This is a genomic window from Streptomyces sp. NBC_00012 (assembly GCF_045040875.1).
Lineage (GTDB): Bacteria > Actinomycetota > Actinomycetes > Streptomycetales > Streptomycetaceae > Streptomyces.
On record NZ_CP108310.1, the window covers coordinates 573953 to 589047 of the forward strand.

The following is a 15095-nucleotide window of genomic DNA, read 5'->3' on the forward strand; positions in this document are numbered from 1 at the left end:
TCACTGGTCCTTCCCGATCACGAGCCGCTGGATCACCGCGACCACCACGGTCAGCGCGAAGAGCGCGACGCCGATGGCGGAGGCGTAACCCAGGTCGAAGTACTTGAAGCCCGCGTCGTAGAGCTGGAAGACGAGCGTGTAGCTGGCGTTGGCGGGGCCGCCGCCGGTCATGGTGTAGACCGCGTCGAAGACCTGGAACGAGGCCGTCGTCTCGATCACGGCGAGGAAGAACAGGGCGGGCTTGAGCTGCGGCAGCACGATGTACCGGAACCGCTGCCAGGGGCCCGCGCCGTCGGTGAGCGCCGCCTCCTCCAGCTCACGGGGGATGTCCTGCATCCGGGCCAGCAGGATGAGCATCCCGTATCCGAAGCGGGACCAGACGCCGATGATCGCGAGCGCGGGCAGCACCAGCACGTCGTCGGAGAGCCAGGAGCCCTCGGACATCCCGAACCAGCTCATCAGGGTGGACCACGGCCCACCGGTCGAGAAGATCCAGACGAAGACGGTGGCGGCCAGCACCAGCGAGGTGACGACCGGCAGGAAGAACACCGAACGGAAGAACTTGGCGCCGCGGAACGCGCGGCGGGTGATCAGCGCCAGGGACACCGACGCGATCAGCGTGCCCGGCACCGCGAGCACGGTGTAGAGGACCGTCACCTTCAGCGCCTGCCAGAACAGCGGGTCGTCCCACAGGCGGGTGAAGTTGTCCAGCCCGATGAAACTGCCACCGCCCGTCAGGGAGTAGTCGGTGAAGCTCATCAGCACCCCGGCCACGGCGGGGCCGAAGCGGAAGGCAAGGAAGAGCAGCAGGCAGGGGAGGACGAAGAGCAGACCGATACGGGCCTCACGGCGCGCCTGCGGCCCGCTGCGGCGACCTGGGCGGGTTGGTTCCGCGACGACTGCCACGGTGACCTCCTCTGTGCGGGGTGCGGGGTGCGGTGTGCGGGGTGCGGGGTGCGGGGTGCGGGGAGCGGGGAGCGGTGGTCCCCCCGTCCGCCGGGCGTGTGGTTCGGCGGACGGGCGGGGGCGCCGGTGTCAGCGACCGAGCAGCGGACCGGCCGCCTTGGCAGCGTCGTCGAGGGCCTGCCGGGGAGACTTCTTGCCGAGCATCGCGGCCTGGATCTCCGGGGCGAGGACGCCCATCACCTCACGGGACTTCTCTTCCAGCGGCCCGACCTCCATGGCCGGGAGTGTGTCGGCGACGGCGGTGAGGATCTTGTCGTCGGGATGGAGGTTCCCGGCGGAGGTGCGGGCCGGGAAGGTACCGGACTGCTTCTCCAGTCCGGCGGCGTTCTTTGCCTCGGCGACGAACGAGATCCACTCTCCAGCCGCCTTGACGTCGGCCCCCTTGAGCATGGACAGCGCCCCGACCGTGCCGTACCCGACCGATGCCGTCTCCTTCAGCGGCGGCTGGACTGCGATGTTCTCCTTGCCCCAGAACGGTTCGACGTCGGCCGGGGTGTTCTGCCAGGTGCAGGCGACCTTGCCCCGGGCGACCGGGGTCTGCTCCACCTTCGGCGTGGTGGTGATCAGGTCCTTGTCGGTGTAGCCGCGGTCGGCGAAATCCTTGAGGTAGGTCAGCGCCTTGACGCCGGCGGCGCTGTTGAAGGCGGGCTTCGAGCCGTCCTTGGAAAAGACGTCCCCGCCTGCTTGCCACAGCAACGGGTAGAAGGTCATATTGAGGGTCTGCTGGGTGTCACCGCTGTAGCTGGTGGCGTAGTACCCCTTCTTCTTCAGCTTCGGAGCGAGGCCGGCCAATTCGTCCCAGGTGGTGGGGTATTCACTCTCGCCGATGGCCTTGAAGACGCGCTTGTCGCAGATGAGCGGGTTGGCGCTGGTGAGGACGGGGGTGCCGAGCACCTTGCTGTCGACGGTCACGGAGTCGAGGGCAAACTTGGTGTAGTCCGCCTTGGCCTTGGCCGGCATGTACTGGTCCGCGGGCACGATGCTCCGCTCGTACTTCGGCAGTTGGTCCGGGATGAGGTAGACGACGTCCGGCCCCTTTCCCGCGCCGATGGCGGTGGCGAGTGCGGTGTCGCGGTTGGCCCACGGGAAGGTCTCGACCTTCACCTTGGTGCCGGTGTGCTTCTTCTCGAACTCCTTGACCAGGCCGTCCCAGTAAGCCTTGTTCTTGGCCTCGTCGAAGATGACCGGGTAGGTCCACATGGTGATGGTGCTGCCGCCGTCCCCGGTCCCGGATCCGCAGCCGGCGAGGACGGTGGTGGCGAGGGCAGCTGAGAGCAGCGGCACGGTGACGGCACGGGGTCTCGGCCGGCGACGGGCGATACGGAACATGAGCGGAAACCTCCTGGGGATGAGCGGGGAACGGTGTTGTTCGGGGACGTAAATCAGCGCACCGGCACGCTCTGTACGGAGCCGGTGAGGCGGGCGCGTTCGGCGGCGAAGGCCGCCAGATGGCTGCCGAGCGTGGCCTTGGTGCCGGAGCGGACCGCGGCCGGGTCGCCGGTGGCGACGGCGTGGACGAAGGCATCAACCAACGCCGTGTCTCCGCCGCCGTGTCCCTCGGCGGCGTTGGAACCGCTCGTGTCGACCTCGCGGACGGTGACCTTGTCGGTGCGGAAGTCGTGGACGGTGACGCGCTTGCCGTCGCCGCGCAGCCAGCCGTGCGAGCCGAAGATCCGTGTCTGGCGGTCGGCCTGTTCGGTGAAGGCGACCATGGTGAACGTCGCGGTCATGCCGCCGGACAGCTGCATGGCGAGGACCTGGTGGTCGACCACGTCGTTGTCGACGCGGTAGGCGCACAGGCCGTACGGGCCTTCGCGCAGCGCGGTCAGCAGCTCGGTCTCGTCCGTGGAGTCCGTGACGTGGGTGACCGGCCAGACGGAGCCGTGCTCGCGCAGTGTCGGCACGTACAGCTTGAGTGCGGAGTAGGGGCAGCCGTCCTCGACGGCGCAGTCCAGGCAGCGCTCCGCGGCACCGGCCGGGGCGTTCTCGGGCCGGAAGTGCTTGAGCCCACCGAAGCTGGCGACCTGCTCGATGCGCTCCCCGGTGACGTAGGAGATCCAGTCCAGGTCGTGGCAGGACTTGGCGAGCAGCATCGGCGAGGACGCCCGCTCACTGCGCCAGGGCCCGCGGACGTAGGAGTGCGCGTAGTGCCACCAGCCGACGGGCTCCAGGTGCTCGACGCTGACGAGTTCGCCCAGCACGCCCGAGTCGACAACCTCCTTCACCAGGTCGGTGTAGGGGGTGTAGCGCAGAACATGGCAGACGGCGAAGAGCACGCCCGCCTTCTCCACGCCCTCGATGAGGGTGCGGGTCTCGGCCTCGCTGGGCGCCAGTGGCTTCTCGGCGAGGATCGCGTACCCGGCCCGCGCCAGAGCCAGGACGGGCTCGACGTGATTGCGGTCCTGGGTGGCGACGATGACGGCGTCGGCGATGGCGTCCCCCTCGACGAGCGGCCGCCAGTCGTCGAACTCGAGCTCCGCCCCGGCCGCGGCGCGGGCCGCCGGCCGGGGATCGGCCACGGCCACGAGGCGGGCGCGTTCGGGGTGGGCTTTGATCCACGCGGCATAGGTGAGGCCGCGGTTGCCGGCGCCGACGAGAGCCACGCGGACGGGCCGATCGGATATCGGAAGGTGCATGGACATTCCCAAAAGCTCCCTAGAGGTGAAGGAGAGGCACGCGACGGACAAGGCGTACGGTGGGCCGGGAGGCGTCTCCCGCGGCGATGCCTGGACGCGGAGCCGTAAACGGTTACCGGGTGCGGAGAGCTGACAGGGGCCAGCTGCCGATGCATACGGCGCGTACCGGGGCCGCCTGAAAGCCGGAAGGCGGACCGCGCAGTGGTCTCCGCGATCCGGAACACGGGCTGCCCGGGTCGATGACGGGAGGTCCGGAACGGCCGTTCACGGGCGCGCCGCCGTGGCGGAACGGCCGTTCACGGGCGCGCCGCCGTGGCGGAACGGCCGTTCACGGGCGCGCCGCCGTGGCGGAACGGCCGTTCACGGGCGCGCCGCCGTGGGCCGCCGGTTGTGCGCGAGATACGTCGTCTCGACGTGCTCGACGGCTCGCCAGATCGCACCGAGCGCGACCCGGTCGTCGCCGAGCGAGGACGGCTGGAGATCGGGGACCCGGATGCACAGCGGCTCCAAACGGTTACGGAGGCGGGGGAGCAGGACGTCGGCGGACTGGGCCAGTCCCCCACCCAGCACGACTCGTTGCGGGTCGACGGTCAGCACCATGGCCGCCAGGCCGAGGGCCACGTCGCTGGCGTAGCGGTCGACGGCGCGCACGGCGACGGTGTCGCCCCGGCGGGCGGCGGCCAGCACATGGGCGGCGGCGTTCCGCGGGGGTACGTCGGACGGGACGGCGGGACAACACGCCAGGCGGGTGGCGGCAGTCGCCCAGGGGGTGACGGGGAAGCTGCCGATCTCGCCCGCCGCGCCGCCGTATCCCCGGTGCACCCGGCCGCCGATGATCAGCGCCGCGCTGAGGCCGAGACCGGCGTGGATGTAGACGGCGTCCTCGATGTCCCGTGCCGCACCGAGGCGTTGCTCGGCGAGTGCGGCCAGCCGGGTGTCGTTGTCCACCAGGACCGCCCCGGCGCAGCGTTCGTCCAGGTGCTCGGCGAGCCGTACACCGGTCCAGTCGGCGGCCGCTCCCGCGAGTACGACGTCTCCCTCCGGGCCGACGACGCCGGTGGTGCCGGCGCTGATCGTCCAGATCCGGTGGGCGTCGATTCCCGCGTCGTCCAGGCACTCGGTCATCACGTCGCCGATGACGGCAAGCCGGTCGGCGCGCCGGATGTCCGGCGGCACCGTTCGGCGGGCCGTGGTGACGACCGTGCCGCAGAGGTCGGCGAGCACGGCGAGGACGCTGTGGGCGCCGATGTCCAGCCCGAAGACGTAACCGGACTCGGCCCGGAACCGGTATCGGCGGGCCGGCCGCCCCACCGCGCCGGGCGCGGGCGGGACTTCGGCCGCCCACCCCTGGTCGGTCAGCTCGGTGGCGAGGTCCTCCGCCGAGGCGCGGGAGAGACCGGTGAGCGTGGCCAGCTCGGTCAGCGTCACCGGCGCGCTGGCACTTCTCAGCGCCCGCAGCGCGCCGAACGCGTTGAGCCGACGCAGCTGCGCCAAGTCACCGCCGGCGGGTCGGGATGCGTCCATGTATTCCTCTTGACGTCGTTTCAGCCGTAGGGATTAATCAGAGAGTCCACGAAAACATTGCGATGGTCAAGCGTCAGGAGGACGCTGAGGTCGCTCAAGTCTGCGAACAAAACGCCTACTTATGCGGAAGACTCTCATAATCTGGAGGGACCACTGTGCCCCGAAAACGCCCTAGACCGCTCCTCATCCTGCTGCTCGCCCTGACCGTTCTGGTCGCGGGTCCCGCACCCTTGGCCGCGGCCCGGGGAGGTGGCGGCACCAGTAAATCGGCACTGGACCGGACGTGGTTCGGCCCCGAGGCCGACCTCGGCGTCCAGCAGGAAACGGTCTCCATCAACGACGCCGTGGTGGGCACGGAGGACGGCCGGCCCACGATGTACGCGACGGTCTCCGCCGAGAACGCGATCTTCAACGTCATCGACATCCGGGACAACCGGCTGCTGCGCTCCTTCACGCTGCCTGGCGTGCAGCAGTCCTGGCGGCATGCGATCGGCCCCGACGGCACCGTCTACATCGCCGCCATCACCGGCGGCCAGACGGGAGAGCTGTGGAGCTACAGCCCGGCCGACAAGGAAGTGCGCAAGCTCGGCACCGTTCCGGGCGAGAAGTCGCTGTGGTCGATGACCACGGACCCGGAGGGCAACGTCTGGATCGGCACCTTCCCCAACGGCAAGGTGTTCAGATACGACCCGCAGAGCAAGGACTTCCACGACTACGGGCAGATGGTGCCCGGCCAGCAGTACGTGCGCTCCATCGCCTACCACGACGGATCCGTCTACGCGGGCGTGGGCTCCGTCGGTGACGTCATCCGGCTCGACACCGCCACCGGTACGAAGACGAAGATCTCCGACCAGGTCCCGGCGCTCCTCGGAGTGGAGCCCCAGGAGGTGCCCTTCGCCTACGACATGGCGGTCGTCGACGGCTGGCTGTTCGTCAAGTTCACCGACCCGCAGATGAAGCTGCTCTTCTACGACCTCGACGCCAGCAAGTGGAGCGACAAGTCCGTCGGTAAGAACACACCTTCGGACGCCGGGGCCTTCTCCTTCAACCAGCTTCAGTCGCGGGACGGGAAGGTGTACGTCACCAACAACCGCGAGCTGTACGAGATCGACACGGCGACGCTGGAGTCCCGCTCGACCGGAATCGCCTTCGGTACCTCGCTGCGCGGTGCCGCCTGGATACCGCTCAATGATCCGGATCTCCCCGGGACCTCGCTCGTCACCCTGCAGTCGGGCGGCAGGATCACCGCTTTCGACATCGCGTCACGGCGGAGCAAGGCGCTGCCCTCGGTGGTGCAGGGCGCGCCGAACCCGCTGCACAACCTGGAGGCGGCGCCGGACGGCACGCTGTTCATGAGCGGCTACCCCGGCGGCACCGGGTCCCGCTTCGACCCGCGCACCGGCCGCACCACCCGCTTCCCGATGGGCCAGGCCGAGGGCATGGCGGGCCTGGGCGACACGATGTATTTCGGCATCTACCCCGGAGGCATCATCTCCTCGGCGAAGCTGGACGCGGCGACCCCGGCCGTCTCCGAGAAGTTCCGTCTCGGCTCCGAACAGGACCGGCCGTATGTGATGAAGGCCCACGACGGCAAGCTGCTCATCGGCTCCATCCCCGACTACGGCAAGCTCGGCGGCGCGCTGACCATCTACGACCCCGACGACGGGGAGAAGAAGACCTACCCCGACATCGTCCACAACCAGAGCGTCGCCGGGCTCGCCCAGCGCGGCGGACGGATCTACGGCTCCACCACCGTCCACGGCGGTCTGGGGACCGACACCACCGAGTCCGAGGCCAAGATGTTCGTCTGGGATGTCGCCGGCGAACGCAAGGTCAAGGAGTTCGCCCTCGACCTCCCCGGCCTCGACAGCCCGAAGATGATCAGCGGTCTCAGCTTCGGCCGCGACGGCCTGCTGTGGGGCGCGGCCGACGGATTCCTGTTCGCGATGGACACGGACACCCTCCAGGTCGTCAAGTACAAGAACGTCTACCCCGAGGTGAAGAACTACGGCATGTGGCGGCCGGTCTACCTCCGCTGGGGCGCCGACGGCCTGCTGTACACCACCCTGGCCAGCAAGCTCACCGTTGTGGACCCCAAGACCATGGACCACATGACACTCGGCGAATACGACGAGGAGGTCGCCTTCATGACCCTGGCCCGGGACGCCGACGGCCACGAGAACATCTACTTCCTCGGCAAGACGGCGGAGTCCCGGCTGCGGATGATCCCGGTGCGCCACGGCCTGGCCGGCGCCGTGGCCGTCGACAACGCCGGCTTCGAGGTGGCGCCGCTGGACGACGGCGCCGTCCCAGGGTGGCAGGGCGGTGGCACCCTGTTCACCCTCTCCCAAGAGCGGGCGTACACCGGCAGACGCAGCATGAAGATCATCGATGCGGCCCGGAGCGGCCCCGAGGCGTCGGCGGAGCTGACCAGTGAGCCGGTGCCGGCTGCCGCGGGGGCGTACTACCGGGCCCGTGCCAAGGTATACATCGAGGACGGAAACACCGACGATTCGGTGCTGCTGCTGAGCTTCCTCGACGGGGCCGGCCAGCCGGTCGGCCGGATGGCGAGCGCACCGCTCCGCAGCGCGGACCAGCGGCGCTGGATCGACGCGCAGGCGAGTGGTACGGCTCCGCCTGGTACGGCGTCGGTCCGCGTCTCGCTGTACTCGTCCGCGTGGAACCTCATGACCGGATACGTCGACGCGGTGAGCCTTCAACAGACCAGGCGCGGGTGACACCCACGCGCGGACACCGGGCCACGGCGACCGTACGCCGTGGCCCGGTGTCGTCGATGCGGCGCTCAGCCCTCGCCGTCGGACTCGCACCGCACGGCATCACCGCCAACACCCTCGCACTCGGCACGGTCCGGACCCCGATCGACGGCGCGTTCCCCTTCGACCGCGATGCGTTCGAGACGGCCTGCCGGGAGCGTATTCCGCTTGGCTGCTACTCGGTGCCCGACGAGAACGTGGGCGCGCTGCTGCTCGCCTCGGACGCCGGGGCGTACATCAACGGGGCCCGGATCGTCGTGGACGGCGGCGTGCTCGCCGAACAGATGCACCGGATGCGCTTCATCTGCCCCGCCGCGTCGCGGCGTACGACGCCCAGCTCTGCCAACCTTTGGTGACCGGGTCAGCACAGAAGGAAACTTGACGCCATGACACACACCTTGCGCACCCTCGCCCCGGCCGACGAGGCAGCCGTGCACGCGCTATGGGCGATCTGCTTCGACGCCCCGCACCTCCCGGCGCTGCACGCCCTGGACCCCGACCGCCACCGGCGGACCTTCGTGGCCGCGCGCGGTGACACGGTCGACGCCGTCGTCTGCTACGTGCCGCGGCAGCTCCGCGACGCCCACGGCCGGGTGGAACGGGTGGGCGGCATCGGCAATGTCGCCACCCGCCCCGAGGCACGGGGCCAGGGCCTGGTTCGCCGACTGCTCACCATTGCCGCCGAGACCATGACCGCCGAGTCCTGCGCATGGTCCCTGCTGTTCACGGCCACTACCGGGGTCTACGAGCGCTCGGGCTGGACCGGCTTCCGCACCTCCTGGGCTGAGGGCCCGCTCACCGCTGTTGGCCCACCCGAGCCCCGCTTCCGCATCCGTGCGGCCACCCCGACCGACGCCCCGCGGCTGGCAGAACTGCACGCCGGATTCAACGCCGCACGCCCACTCACCGCGGTGCGGACGGCCAACGACTGGATCCACCGCGTGCCCGCCTGGTACGGCCCCGGCGCCGAATGGCTGATCGCCGAGGACAACGGGGGGACGGCGGTCGGCTACACCGTGACCCAGCACATCGGCGAGGCCGTCGAGGTCCGCGAGTGCGCGGTGACGGAAGCCGCGCCGGCGGCCCTCGGTGAGTTGCTCGCTGCTGTGGCCCGCCGGGCCCGTGCGGCGGGCGCCGCAGTCGGCCGGGCCCACCTCCCCGAGGACCCAGCCGTCCGAGCTGCCCTGCCCCGGCTCCTCGCCCAGGATCAGGCCCGGGAGCGGACGCAGACGGTGGGTATGGCCCGCCCGCTCCTTGCCCCGCCGGAGGCGATACGCGCCACGCTGCAGGCCACGGGAGCAACCCACTGGCATGGCGACTCGTTCTGAGCCAATAGTCCCAGGGCCTGATGCGTTTGCGCCAGCAACGCCAGTCGTAGCTCGGGGCAGGCCGCCGCCCGAAGTGAAGGCGCAGGCTACATGGTGATGTGGACGGGGCCTCCGGTGTGGGAGATCCCGTCGAGGACCGAGGACGGGATACGGAAGACCCGGCCGGGGGCCGCAGGCCAGGCGAGGGTGCGGCGGGTGACGACGAGGCCGTCCTGGCGGACCGTCACCTTGGGGAAGCGGACGAACTCGTCCGTCCAGAGCAGGAGCCGGTCGCGGGCCGGAGCCGGATCGCCCGGGCGGAGGATTTGCGGTGCGATCCAGCGGAACGGGGCGTCGGCGATCAGGCGGACCCCCTCGGTCGGCTTGCTCCTTCCGTCCAGGTCGTTGATGACCTGCTGGGCGACGTGCTTGCCGTCCAGGGCAGCCACGTCGGCGGTATCGACAGGGTGGAGCATGTTACCGACGGCGAAGACTCCAGGTCGGCTGGTGCGCAGCGCGGTGTCCGTGAGGGGGCCGAGGGTGCGTTCGTCGAGGCTGATGCCCGCGGAACGCACGAGTTCGTGGTCAGGGATCCAGTCGCCGGTGAAGACGACGGTGTCGCATTCGACGGTTCGGCGCTTGCCTGTGTCGAGGTGCTCGATCTCGACAGCCTCGCAGCGGCCCTTGCCCAGGACCTGGGTGACACGGCTGCGGGTGGCGACCGGAACGCGGAGAATGGTGCGGCCGACCGTGTTGAAGGCGCCGTAGGACTCTGCCTTCGGGTACTTGCTGATCATCAGCGCGGGGGTGCAGCCGGCTTCGCGGAGGGTCATGGCCGCGGACCAGCTGACCAGTTCGCCACCGACGATGACGGCCCGCTTGCCGACGGGCTGGTGGTGGAGGTGGACATGATTTTGGAGTTGTCCGGTGGTGTAGACCCCGTGGGGGCGGTCTCCGGGGATGCGGCGTGCGGTGCGGGGCCGTTCGCGGGCGCCGGCCGCCAGGACGATGGCCCGGGCACGGATCTGGTAGCGACCCTCGGGGCTGGTGACGTCGACGGTGTGCTGGTCGGACCAGCCGGTGACCATGGTGCTGGTGCGGATCTCCGCTCCGGACCGTGTGGCCCGGTCGGTCAAGTGACGGGCGTAGGCGGGGCCGGTCATCACACGGTGCAGGTCCCGCAGGCCGTATCCGGTGTGGTCGCTGTGCCGGGGAATGCCGCCGGCCTGCTTTTCCCGGTCGACGACCAGGATCCACCCGGCACCGCGGTCGGCAAGTTCGGCGGCTGCGGTGAGCCCTGCGGGGCCACCTCCGATGATGAGAACATCGGGCTCGATGAGGGGCAGCTGGTGGGTCATCGGTTGTCCTTGTGCTGGCTGCAGCAGCCGTCGTTGGTCTGATGCTGGGTGCGCAGGGCGGCGACGGCCGCGCCGCAGAAGAAGCCCTGGCAGCGGCCGTTCATGGCCCGGGTGCGTCGGCGCAGCCCTTCCAGACTGCGCGCGGGCACCGGGGCGTGGCAGGCGTCTCGGATCTCGCCCTCGGTGACCCGTTCGCAGAAGCAGATGATGGTGCCGTACGCGGTGTCCTCGGCGATGCGGTCGGCGTCCTGGTAGGGGCGTGTGGTGGCTTCGCCGATGTTCGGCATCCGGGGCGGGGCAGGCAGGTCGCTGCGGCTGCGGAGCCCGAGACCGGTTTCCGCCAGGAGCCCGGTGACGTGCTCGGCGATGGCGATGCCGGCTGTCAGGCCGGTGGAACGGATGCCACCCACGAGGAGGTACCGCTGTTCGGGGGTGGCTTCGATGAGGTAGTCGTCGCGGTCGATCGCGGCGCGCAGTCCGGCGTAGCTGGCGGTGACCTCCTCGGTGAGCAGGCTCGGCATGAGCCGCGCACCCTTGCTGAGGAGGAAGTCGTAGCCGTCCTCGGACGTGGCGGTGTTGGTGCGGTCGGTGAGGTCCTCGGCGGTGGGGCCGAGCATGACGTTGCCGTAGATCGTCGGGGAGATGAGCACGCCCTTGCCGCGGGAGGAGGGCACCGGCAGGACGATCTTGTCGGCCTTGGGCCGTGCCAGCTTGTCGAACACGAACAGCTCGCCGCGGCGGGGGGTGACGGTGAAGCGGTCGTGGCCGAAGAGCTGGTCGATTGTGTCGGCGCCGAGGCCTGCCGCGTTGACGACCCAGCGGGCTCGCACGTCGCCCTGGGCGGTGTGCAGCGTCGTCGCGTCGTCGCCCACGTCGATGCCGGTCACGGCGTGCTCGAGCAGGATCGTCGTCCCGCGTTGTTTGGCGTCCGTGGCCAGGGCGAGGTTGGTGGTCCAGGTGCAGATGATGGACTCGTCGGGAACCGTCAGTCCTCCGAGCACGCCCTCGCCCAGATCGGGCAGGACCCGGTACACCTCGTCCGCGTCGACGATGCGGCAGTGCTCGTATCCGTTGGCCTCGGCCTTCTCCTTCAGGGTGGGCAGGGCGTCGAGCTCTTCCTGGTTCCAGGCCACCAGCACGGCGCCGGTGTGCTCGACAGGGATTCCGGTGGCCTTGGCGTAGTCGCTCAGCAGGTGGTAGCCGCGAGCCACGAGCCGGGACTCCAGGGTGCCCGGTTTCGCGTCGAAGCCCGTGTGCAGGATGGCGGTGTTGGCTTTGCTGGTTCCGTCTCCGACGTCGTCGCGGGCTTCGAGCAGCGCAACGGAGACGTCGTGGCCGGACAGTTCGCGTGCGATGGCCGAGCCGACGATGCCTCCTCCGATCACCGCGATGTCGAAGACTTCGGGGTGAGGACGGTGGGGGGTGGGGGTCATGAGGGGTCTCCCTTGGTGGCACACGCCGCGGCGGCCTGTGCCCATGTGGTGCGGAACTCCTGGGCCCGGTCCTCGGACCAGCGGGGTTCGTAGACGGCCGCTGGCTGCCAGTCACCGACGGCCTCTTTGAGGCTGATGGCGGGGTCGAGGGCGCAGCGGGCGAGCGCGGCGGCGCCGAGGGGGGTGGCGTGCGCGTTGGGGTAGATGTCGACGGGGAGCTGGGCGATGTCGGCCTGGGCCTGCATGAGGGCGGCGGAGTTGGTCAGTCCGCCGTCGGCGCGCAGCCGGTTCAGGGGCTGGTCGAGGTCGCGGCCGACGAGGGCCGTCAGCTCGGTGACTTGGGCGGCTATGCCCTGGAGCACGGCGAGGATGAGGTGCTCGCGGCGGGTGGCCAGCGTGAGGCCGGTGAGGGAGGCCGTGGCCTCGGAAGCCCACCACGGAGCGGCGAGTCCGGCGAACGCCGGGACGCACATGACGCCCTCGCTGTCCTTGGCGACCAGCGCGTCGAGGTCGGTGGCGGAATGAAGAAGACCGAGGTCCTGCAGCCAGCGCACGGCCGAGGCCACGGTGTAGACCTGGCCGTCCACGCAGTACTGGGTCTGCCCTGCGGCTTGCCAGGCCACCGACGTCGTCAGGCCCGCGCTGGAGCGCACGGGGTCCGGTCCCGTGTTCGCCAGCAGGAACGCGCCTGTGCCGTAGGTGCATTTGGCCGTGCCCTGCTCCAGGCATGCCTCGGCGACCAGAGCGGCCTGCTGGTCGACGATCAGGCCGGCCACCGGCGTCTCCTGCCCGAAGGCGCGCGTGGTGCCGACGACCTCGTCGCTGCTGACGATGCGCGGAAGCCGCTCGTCGCCGAGGGAGAACAGATCAGCGAGATGCCCGTCCCACGCGGCGCCGTCCAGGTCGAAGATCAGAGAACGGCTGGCGGTGGAGGCGTCGGTGACGAACTCGCCCGTCAGGTGGTGCACGAGCCAGGTGTCGGTGGTGGTCAGCACCCCGTCACGGGTGAGGTTGCGGCGCAGCCACGCCATCTTGGGCGCGGAGAAGTAGGGGTCGAGAACGAGACCGGTGCGCTGCGCGATGGCCTCGCGGTGCTCGGCCAGCTCGGCACATATGCTCTGCGCACGGCTGTCCTGCCAGACGATCGCCGGGGACAGCGGCGTTCCCGTGGCTTCGTCCCAGGCCAGGACGGTCTCTCCCTGGTTGGCCAGGGCCACGCCGTCGATGGGCCGGCCGGCCATGCTCACGGCCCGGCGGCCGGCGGTGAGGACGGAATCGAGCAGTTCGTGCGGATTCTGTTCGACACCTCCGCCGGGCAGGTAGGTGGGGCGGATGGTCTCCTCGGCTATGGCGACCGTTCCGTCCTCGGCGTCGACGACGATGGCTTTGGTGCCCGAGGTGCCTTGGTCGATGGCGAGGATCGTGGTCATCGCGGGATCCCTTCCGTGTCGGCCGCAGAGGGTGCGGTGGCGTTGTCCAGGGCGCGGTCGACGTCAGCCAGGTCTGGCATGGTCAGGGCGGCGCGGCCGCGCCGGACGATGAGCGCCACCAGGTAGACGGCGCCGATCCCGCACAGCACCAGGACGTAGGCCCAGGGGCCGCGGAAGGAAGCGTCCCGGAAGATGAGCAGCTCGTACACCAGCCAGACCGCGGCCAGAAGCAGGACCGGGACCTCCCACCGCCCCAGGGAGAAGCCGCGCGACGGCGGCAGGGAGGAGCGCTTGGCCGCGTACATCGCGACCGTGCCGGCGTAGATGACGGCGGGCAGCAGGGTGGCTGCGGAGAACAGGTGGAACAGGGCGTCGGTGGAACGGGAGAAGACCGCGAGGATGATCTGTGCGACGAGCATCATGAACACGGTGGCGTTCAGCGGCGTCGCCGTCCGGGGGTGGATGCGCTTGAGCAGGCGCCATCCGGGGAAGCGCTCGTCCCTGGACATCGCGTAGACCAGGCGGGTTCCGCTGAGGGTGATCACCAGTCCGCAGGAGAAGATCGAGACCACGACGAGGACCAGGAGGGCCTTACCCACCACGGACCCGAGCACGGCGGTGATCACGGTGGCCACCGGGGTGGCCGACTCGGCGGCGCCGTCGACCTGGCCGACGGCGGCGGTCACGGCGATCAGGAAGAGGAAGCCGAGAACCCCCAGGGACAGGACTGCCTGGACCATCGCCTTGGGGATGACGCGGGCGGGGTTCTTGGTCTCCTCCGCCAGGTTCGCCGCGGACTCGAATCCGACGATGGTGAACGCGCCGAGCAGGAACGCCAGGGCGAAGGGGCCGGCATGGGTTCCGTCACCCAGACCGTAGTAGCCATTCTCCGGGATCGTCCCGGTGTCGAACAGGTTGGCGAAATCGAGCTTGCCGGTGAAGTAGCCCACCGCGAACAGCAGCACCGTCAGCGCGATCATGCCGATGAGCTGTGCTGTCACCGCCGCGCTGTTGACCTTGTGCGTGATACGCGTGGACGCGGCGACCAGCAGGGCCTGCAGCAGCACCACGGCGGCCGTGATGACCCAGGCGTTCTGTGTCGTTCCGACGTACTGGAACAGCTCCGGGAGAATCGTGGAGGCGATCGTGTAGTCCACTGCGACCACGACGACCCCGAGGAAGGCGAACGAGATCCAGCCCATGATCCAGCCCCACACGGGTCCGACGATCCGTGACACCCACTGGTAGGAGTAGCCACTGATCGGGATGCGCGCCGCCAGCGCTCCGAAGACGAGGGCGATGCAGAGCTGGCCGATTACGGAGATCGGCCAGGCCCAGATGCCGCGCGGGCCCGAGGTGGCGAGCACCGAGCCGTAGGCCGTGAAGATGCCTGTCGCGATCGACACGAACCCGAACGCCACGGAGAACGAGGCGTACCAGCCCAGCTCCCGCGCCATCACCTGGTCCGGCTCGCCCTGCTGCCCCTCAGCCGTTCTTGGCGCCCGAGCACCTGCTTCTGATTTGGCCATGACCTCGTTCCCTGCTTCAGAGTGCCCCGCCGTAGCCGCGGAAGCCAGTGGGTGGTGGATGAACCGCATGTGATCGGCATCAAGGCGCGCGCCCCATAGGGATGCGCTGAAGCCTGTCCGTGGGGACGGCTGCAAGGG

General features: G+C 69.8%; 11 protein-coding genes. 3 read left to right on the top strand and 8 right to left on the bottom strand.

What is annotated here, in order from left to right; translation table 11 throughout:
* The 4 genes from OHA19_RS42050 to OHA19_RS42065 form a co-directional block, all read right to left on the bottom strand.
* Positions 1 to 906 (bottom strand): sugar ABC transporter permease, encoded by a 906-nt coding sequence (locus OHA19_RS42050; RefSeq protein ID WP_331749742.1) that lies wholly within the window; start codon positions 904 to 906, stop codon positions 1 to 3.
* A 129-nt stretch (positions 907 to 1035) separates the two neighbouring features.
* Complete coding sequence (locus OHA19_RS42055) at positions 1036 to 2295, bottom strand: extracellular solute-binding protein (RefSeq protein WP_331749740.1); 1260 nt, start codon at positions 2293 to 2295, stop codon at positions 1036 to 1038.
* 53 nt (positions 2296 to 2348) lie between these two features.
* On the bottom strand, positions 2349 to 3608 hold the full coding sequence (locus OHA19_RS42060) for a Gfo/Idh/MocA family oxidoreductase (protein ID WP_331749738.1): 1260 nt from the start codon (positions 3606 to 3608) through the stop codon (positions 2349 to 2351).
* A gap of 354 nt (positions 3609 to 3962) precedes the next feature.
* Positions 3963 to 5126, bottom strand: coding sequence for an ROK family transcriptional regulator (locus OHA19_RS42065; protein WP_331749735.1), 1164 nt, complete (start codon positions 5124 to 5126; stop codon positions 3963 to 3965).
* 155 nt (positions 5127 to 5281) lie between these two features.
* Here OHA19_RS42065 and OHA19_RS42070 point away from each other — a divergent pair, with 155 nt between their 5' ends.
* The 3 genes from OHA19_RS42070 to OHA19_RS42080 are packed head-to-tail and all read left to right on the top strand — an operon-like array spanning position 5282 to position 9228.
* Positions 5282 to 7864: a hypothetical protein gene (locus OHA19_RS42070; protein WP_331754445.1), complete on the top strand. Its 2583-nt coding sequence runs from the start codon at positions 5282 to 5284 to the stop codon at positions 7862 to 7864.
* A gap of 56 nt (positions 7865 to 7920) precedes the next feature.
* Positions 7921 to 8256, top strand: a complete 336-nt coding sequence (locus OHA19_RS42075; RefSeq protein ID WP_405722563.1) for an SDR family oxidoreductase — start codon at positions 7921 to 7923, stop codon at positions 8254 to 8256.
* Positions 8257 to 8286: 30 nt separating this feature from the next.
* Positions 8287 to 9228: a GNAT family N-acetyltransferase gene (locus tag OHA19_RS42080; RefSeq protein ID WP_331749729.1), complete on the top strand. Its 942-nt coding sequence runs from the start codon at positions 8287 to 8289 to the stop codon at positions 9226 to 9228.
* A gap of 86 nt (positions 9229 to 9314) precedes the next feature.
* On the opposite strand, the gene OHA19_RS42085 is transcribed toward OHA19_RS42080, so the two are convergent.
* Genes OHA19_RS42085 through OHA19_RS42100 form a run of 4 tightly spaced genes read right to left on the bottom strand, consistent with a single transcriptional unit; the run spans position 9315 to position 14957 of the window.
* A complete protein-coding gene (locus OHA19_RS42085; RefSeq protein WP_331749727.1) occupies positions 9315 to 10565 on the bottom strand; it encodes an FAD-dependent oxidoreductase in 1251 nt (416 codons plus the stop codon).
* On the bottom strand, positions 10562 to 11998 hold the full coding sequence (locus OHA19_RS42090) for an NAD(P)/FAD-dependent oxidoreductase (protein ID WP_331749725.1): 1437 nt from the start codon (positions 11996 to 11998) through the stop codon (positions 10562 to 10564). The genes OHA19_RS42085 and OHA19_RS42090 overlap by 4 nt, the downstream gene beginning before the upstream one ends.
* Positions 11995 to 13428 (bottom strand): FGGY family carbohydrate kinase, encoded by a 1434-nt coding sequence (locus OHA19_RS42095; protein ID WP_331749723.1) that lies wholly within the window; start codon positions 13426 to 13428, stop codon positions 11995 to 11997. The genes OHA19_RS42090 and OHA19_RS42095 overlap by 4 nt, the downstream gene beginning before the upstream one ends.
* Positions 13425 to 14957: an APC family permease gene (locus OHA19_RS42100; protein WP_405722558.1), complete on the bottom strand. Its 1533-nt coding sequence runs from the start codon at positions 14955 to 14957 to the stop codon at positions 13425 to 13427. The genes OHA19_RS42095 and OHA19_RS42100 overlap by 4 nt, the downstream gene beginning before the upstream one ends.
* Positions 14958 to 15095: the final 138 nt, after the last annotated feature.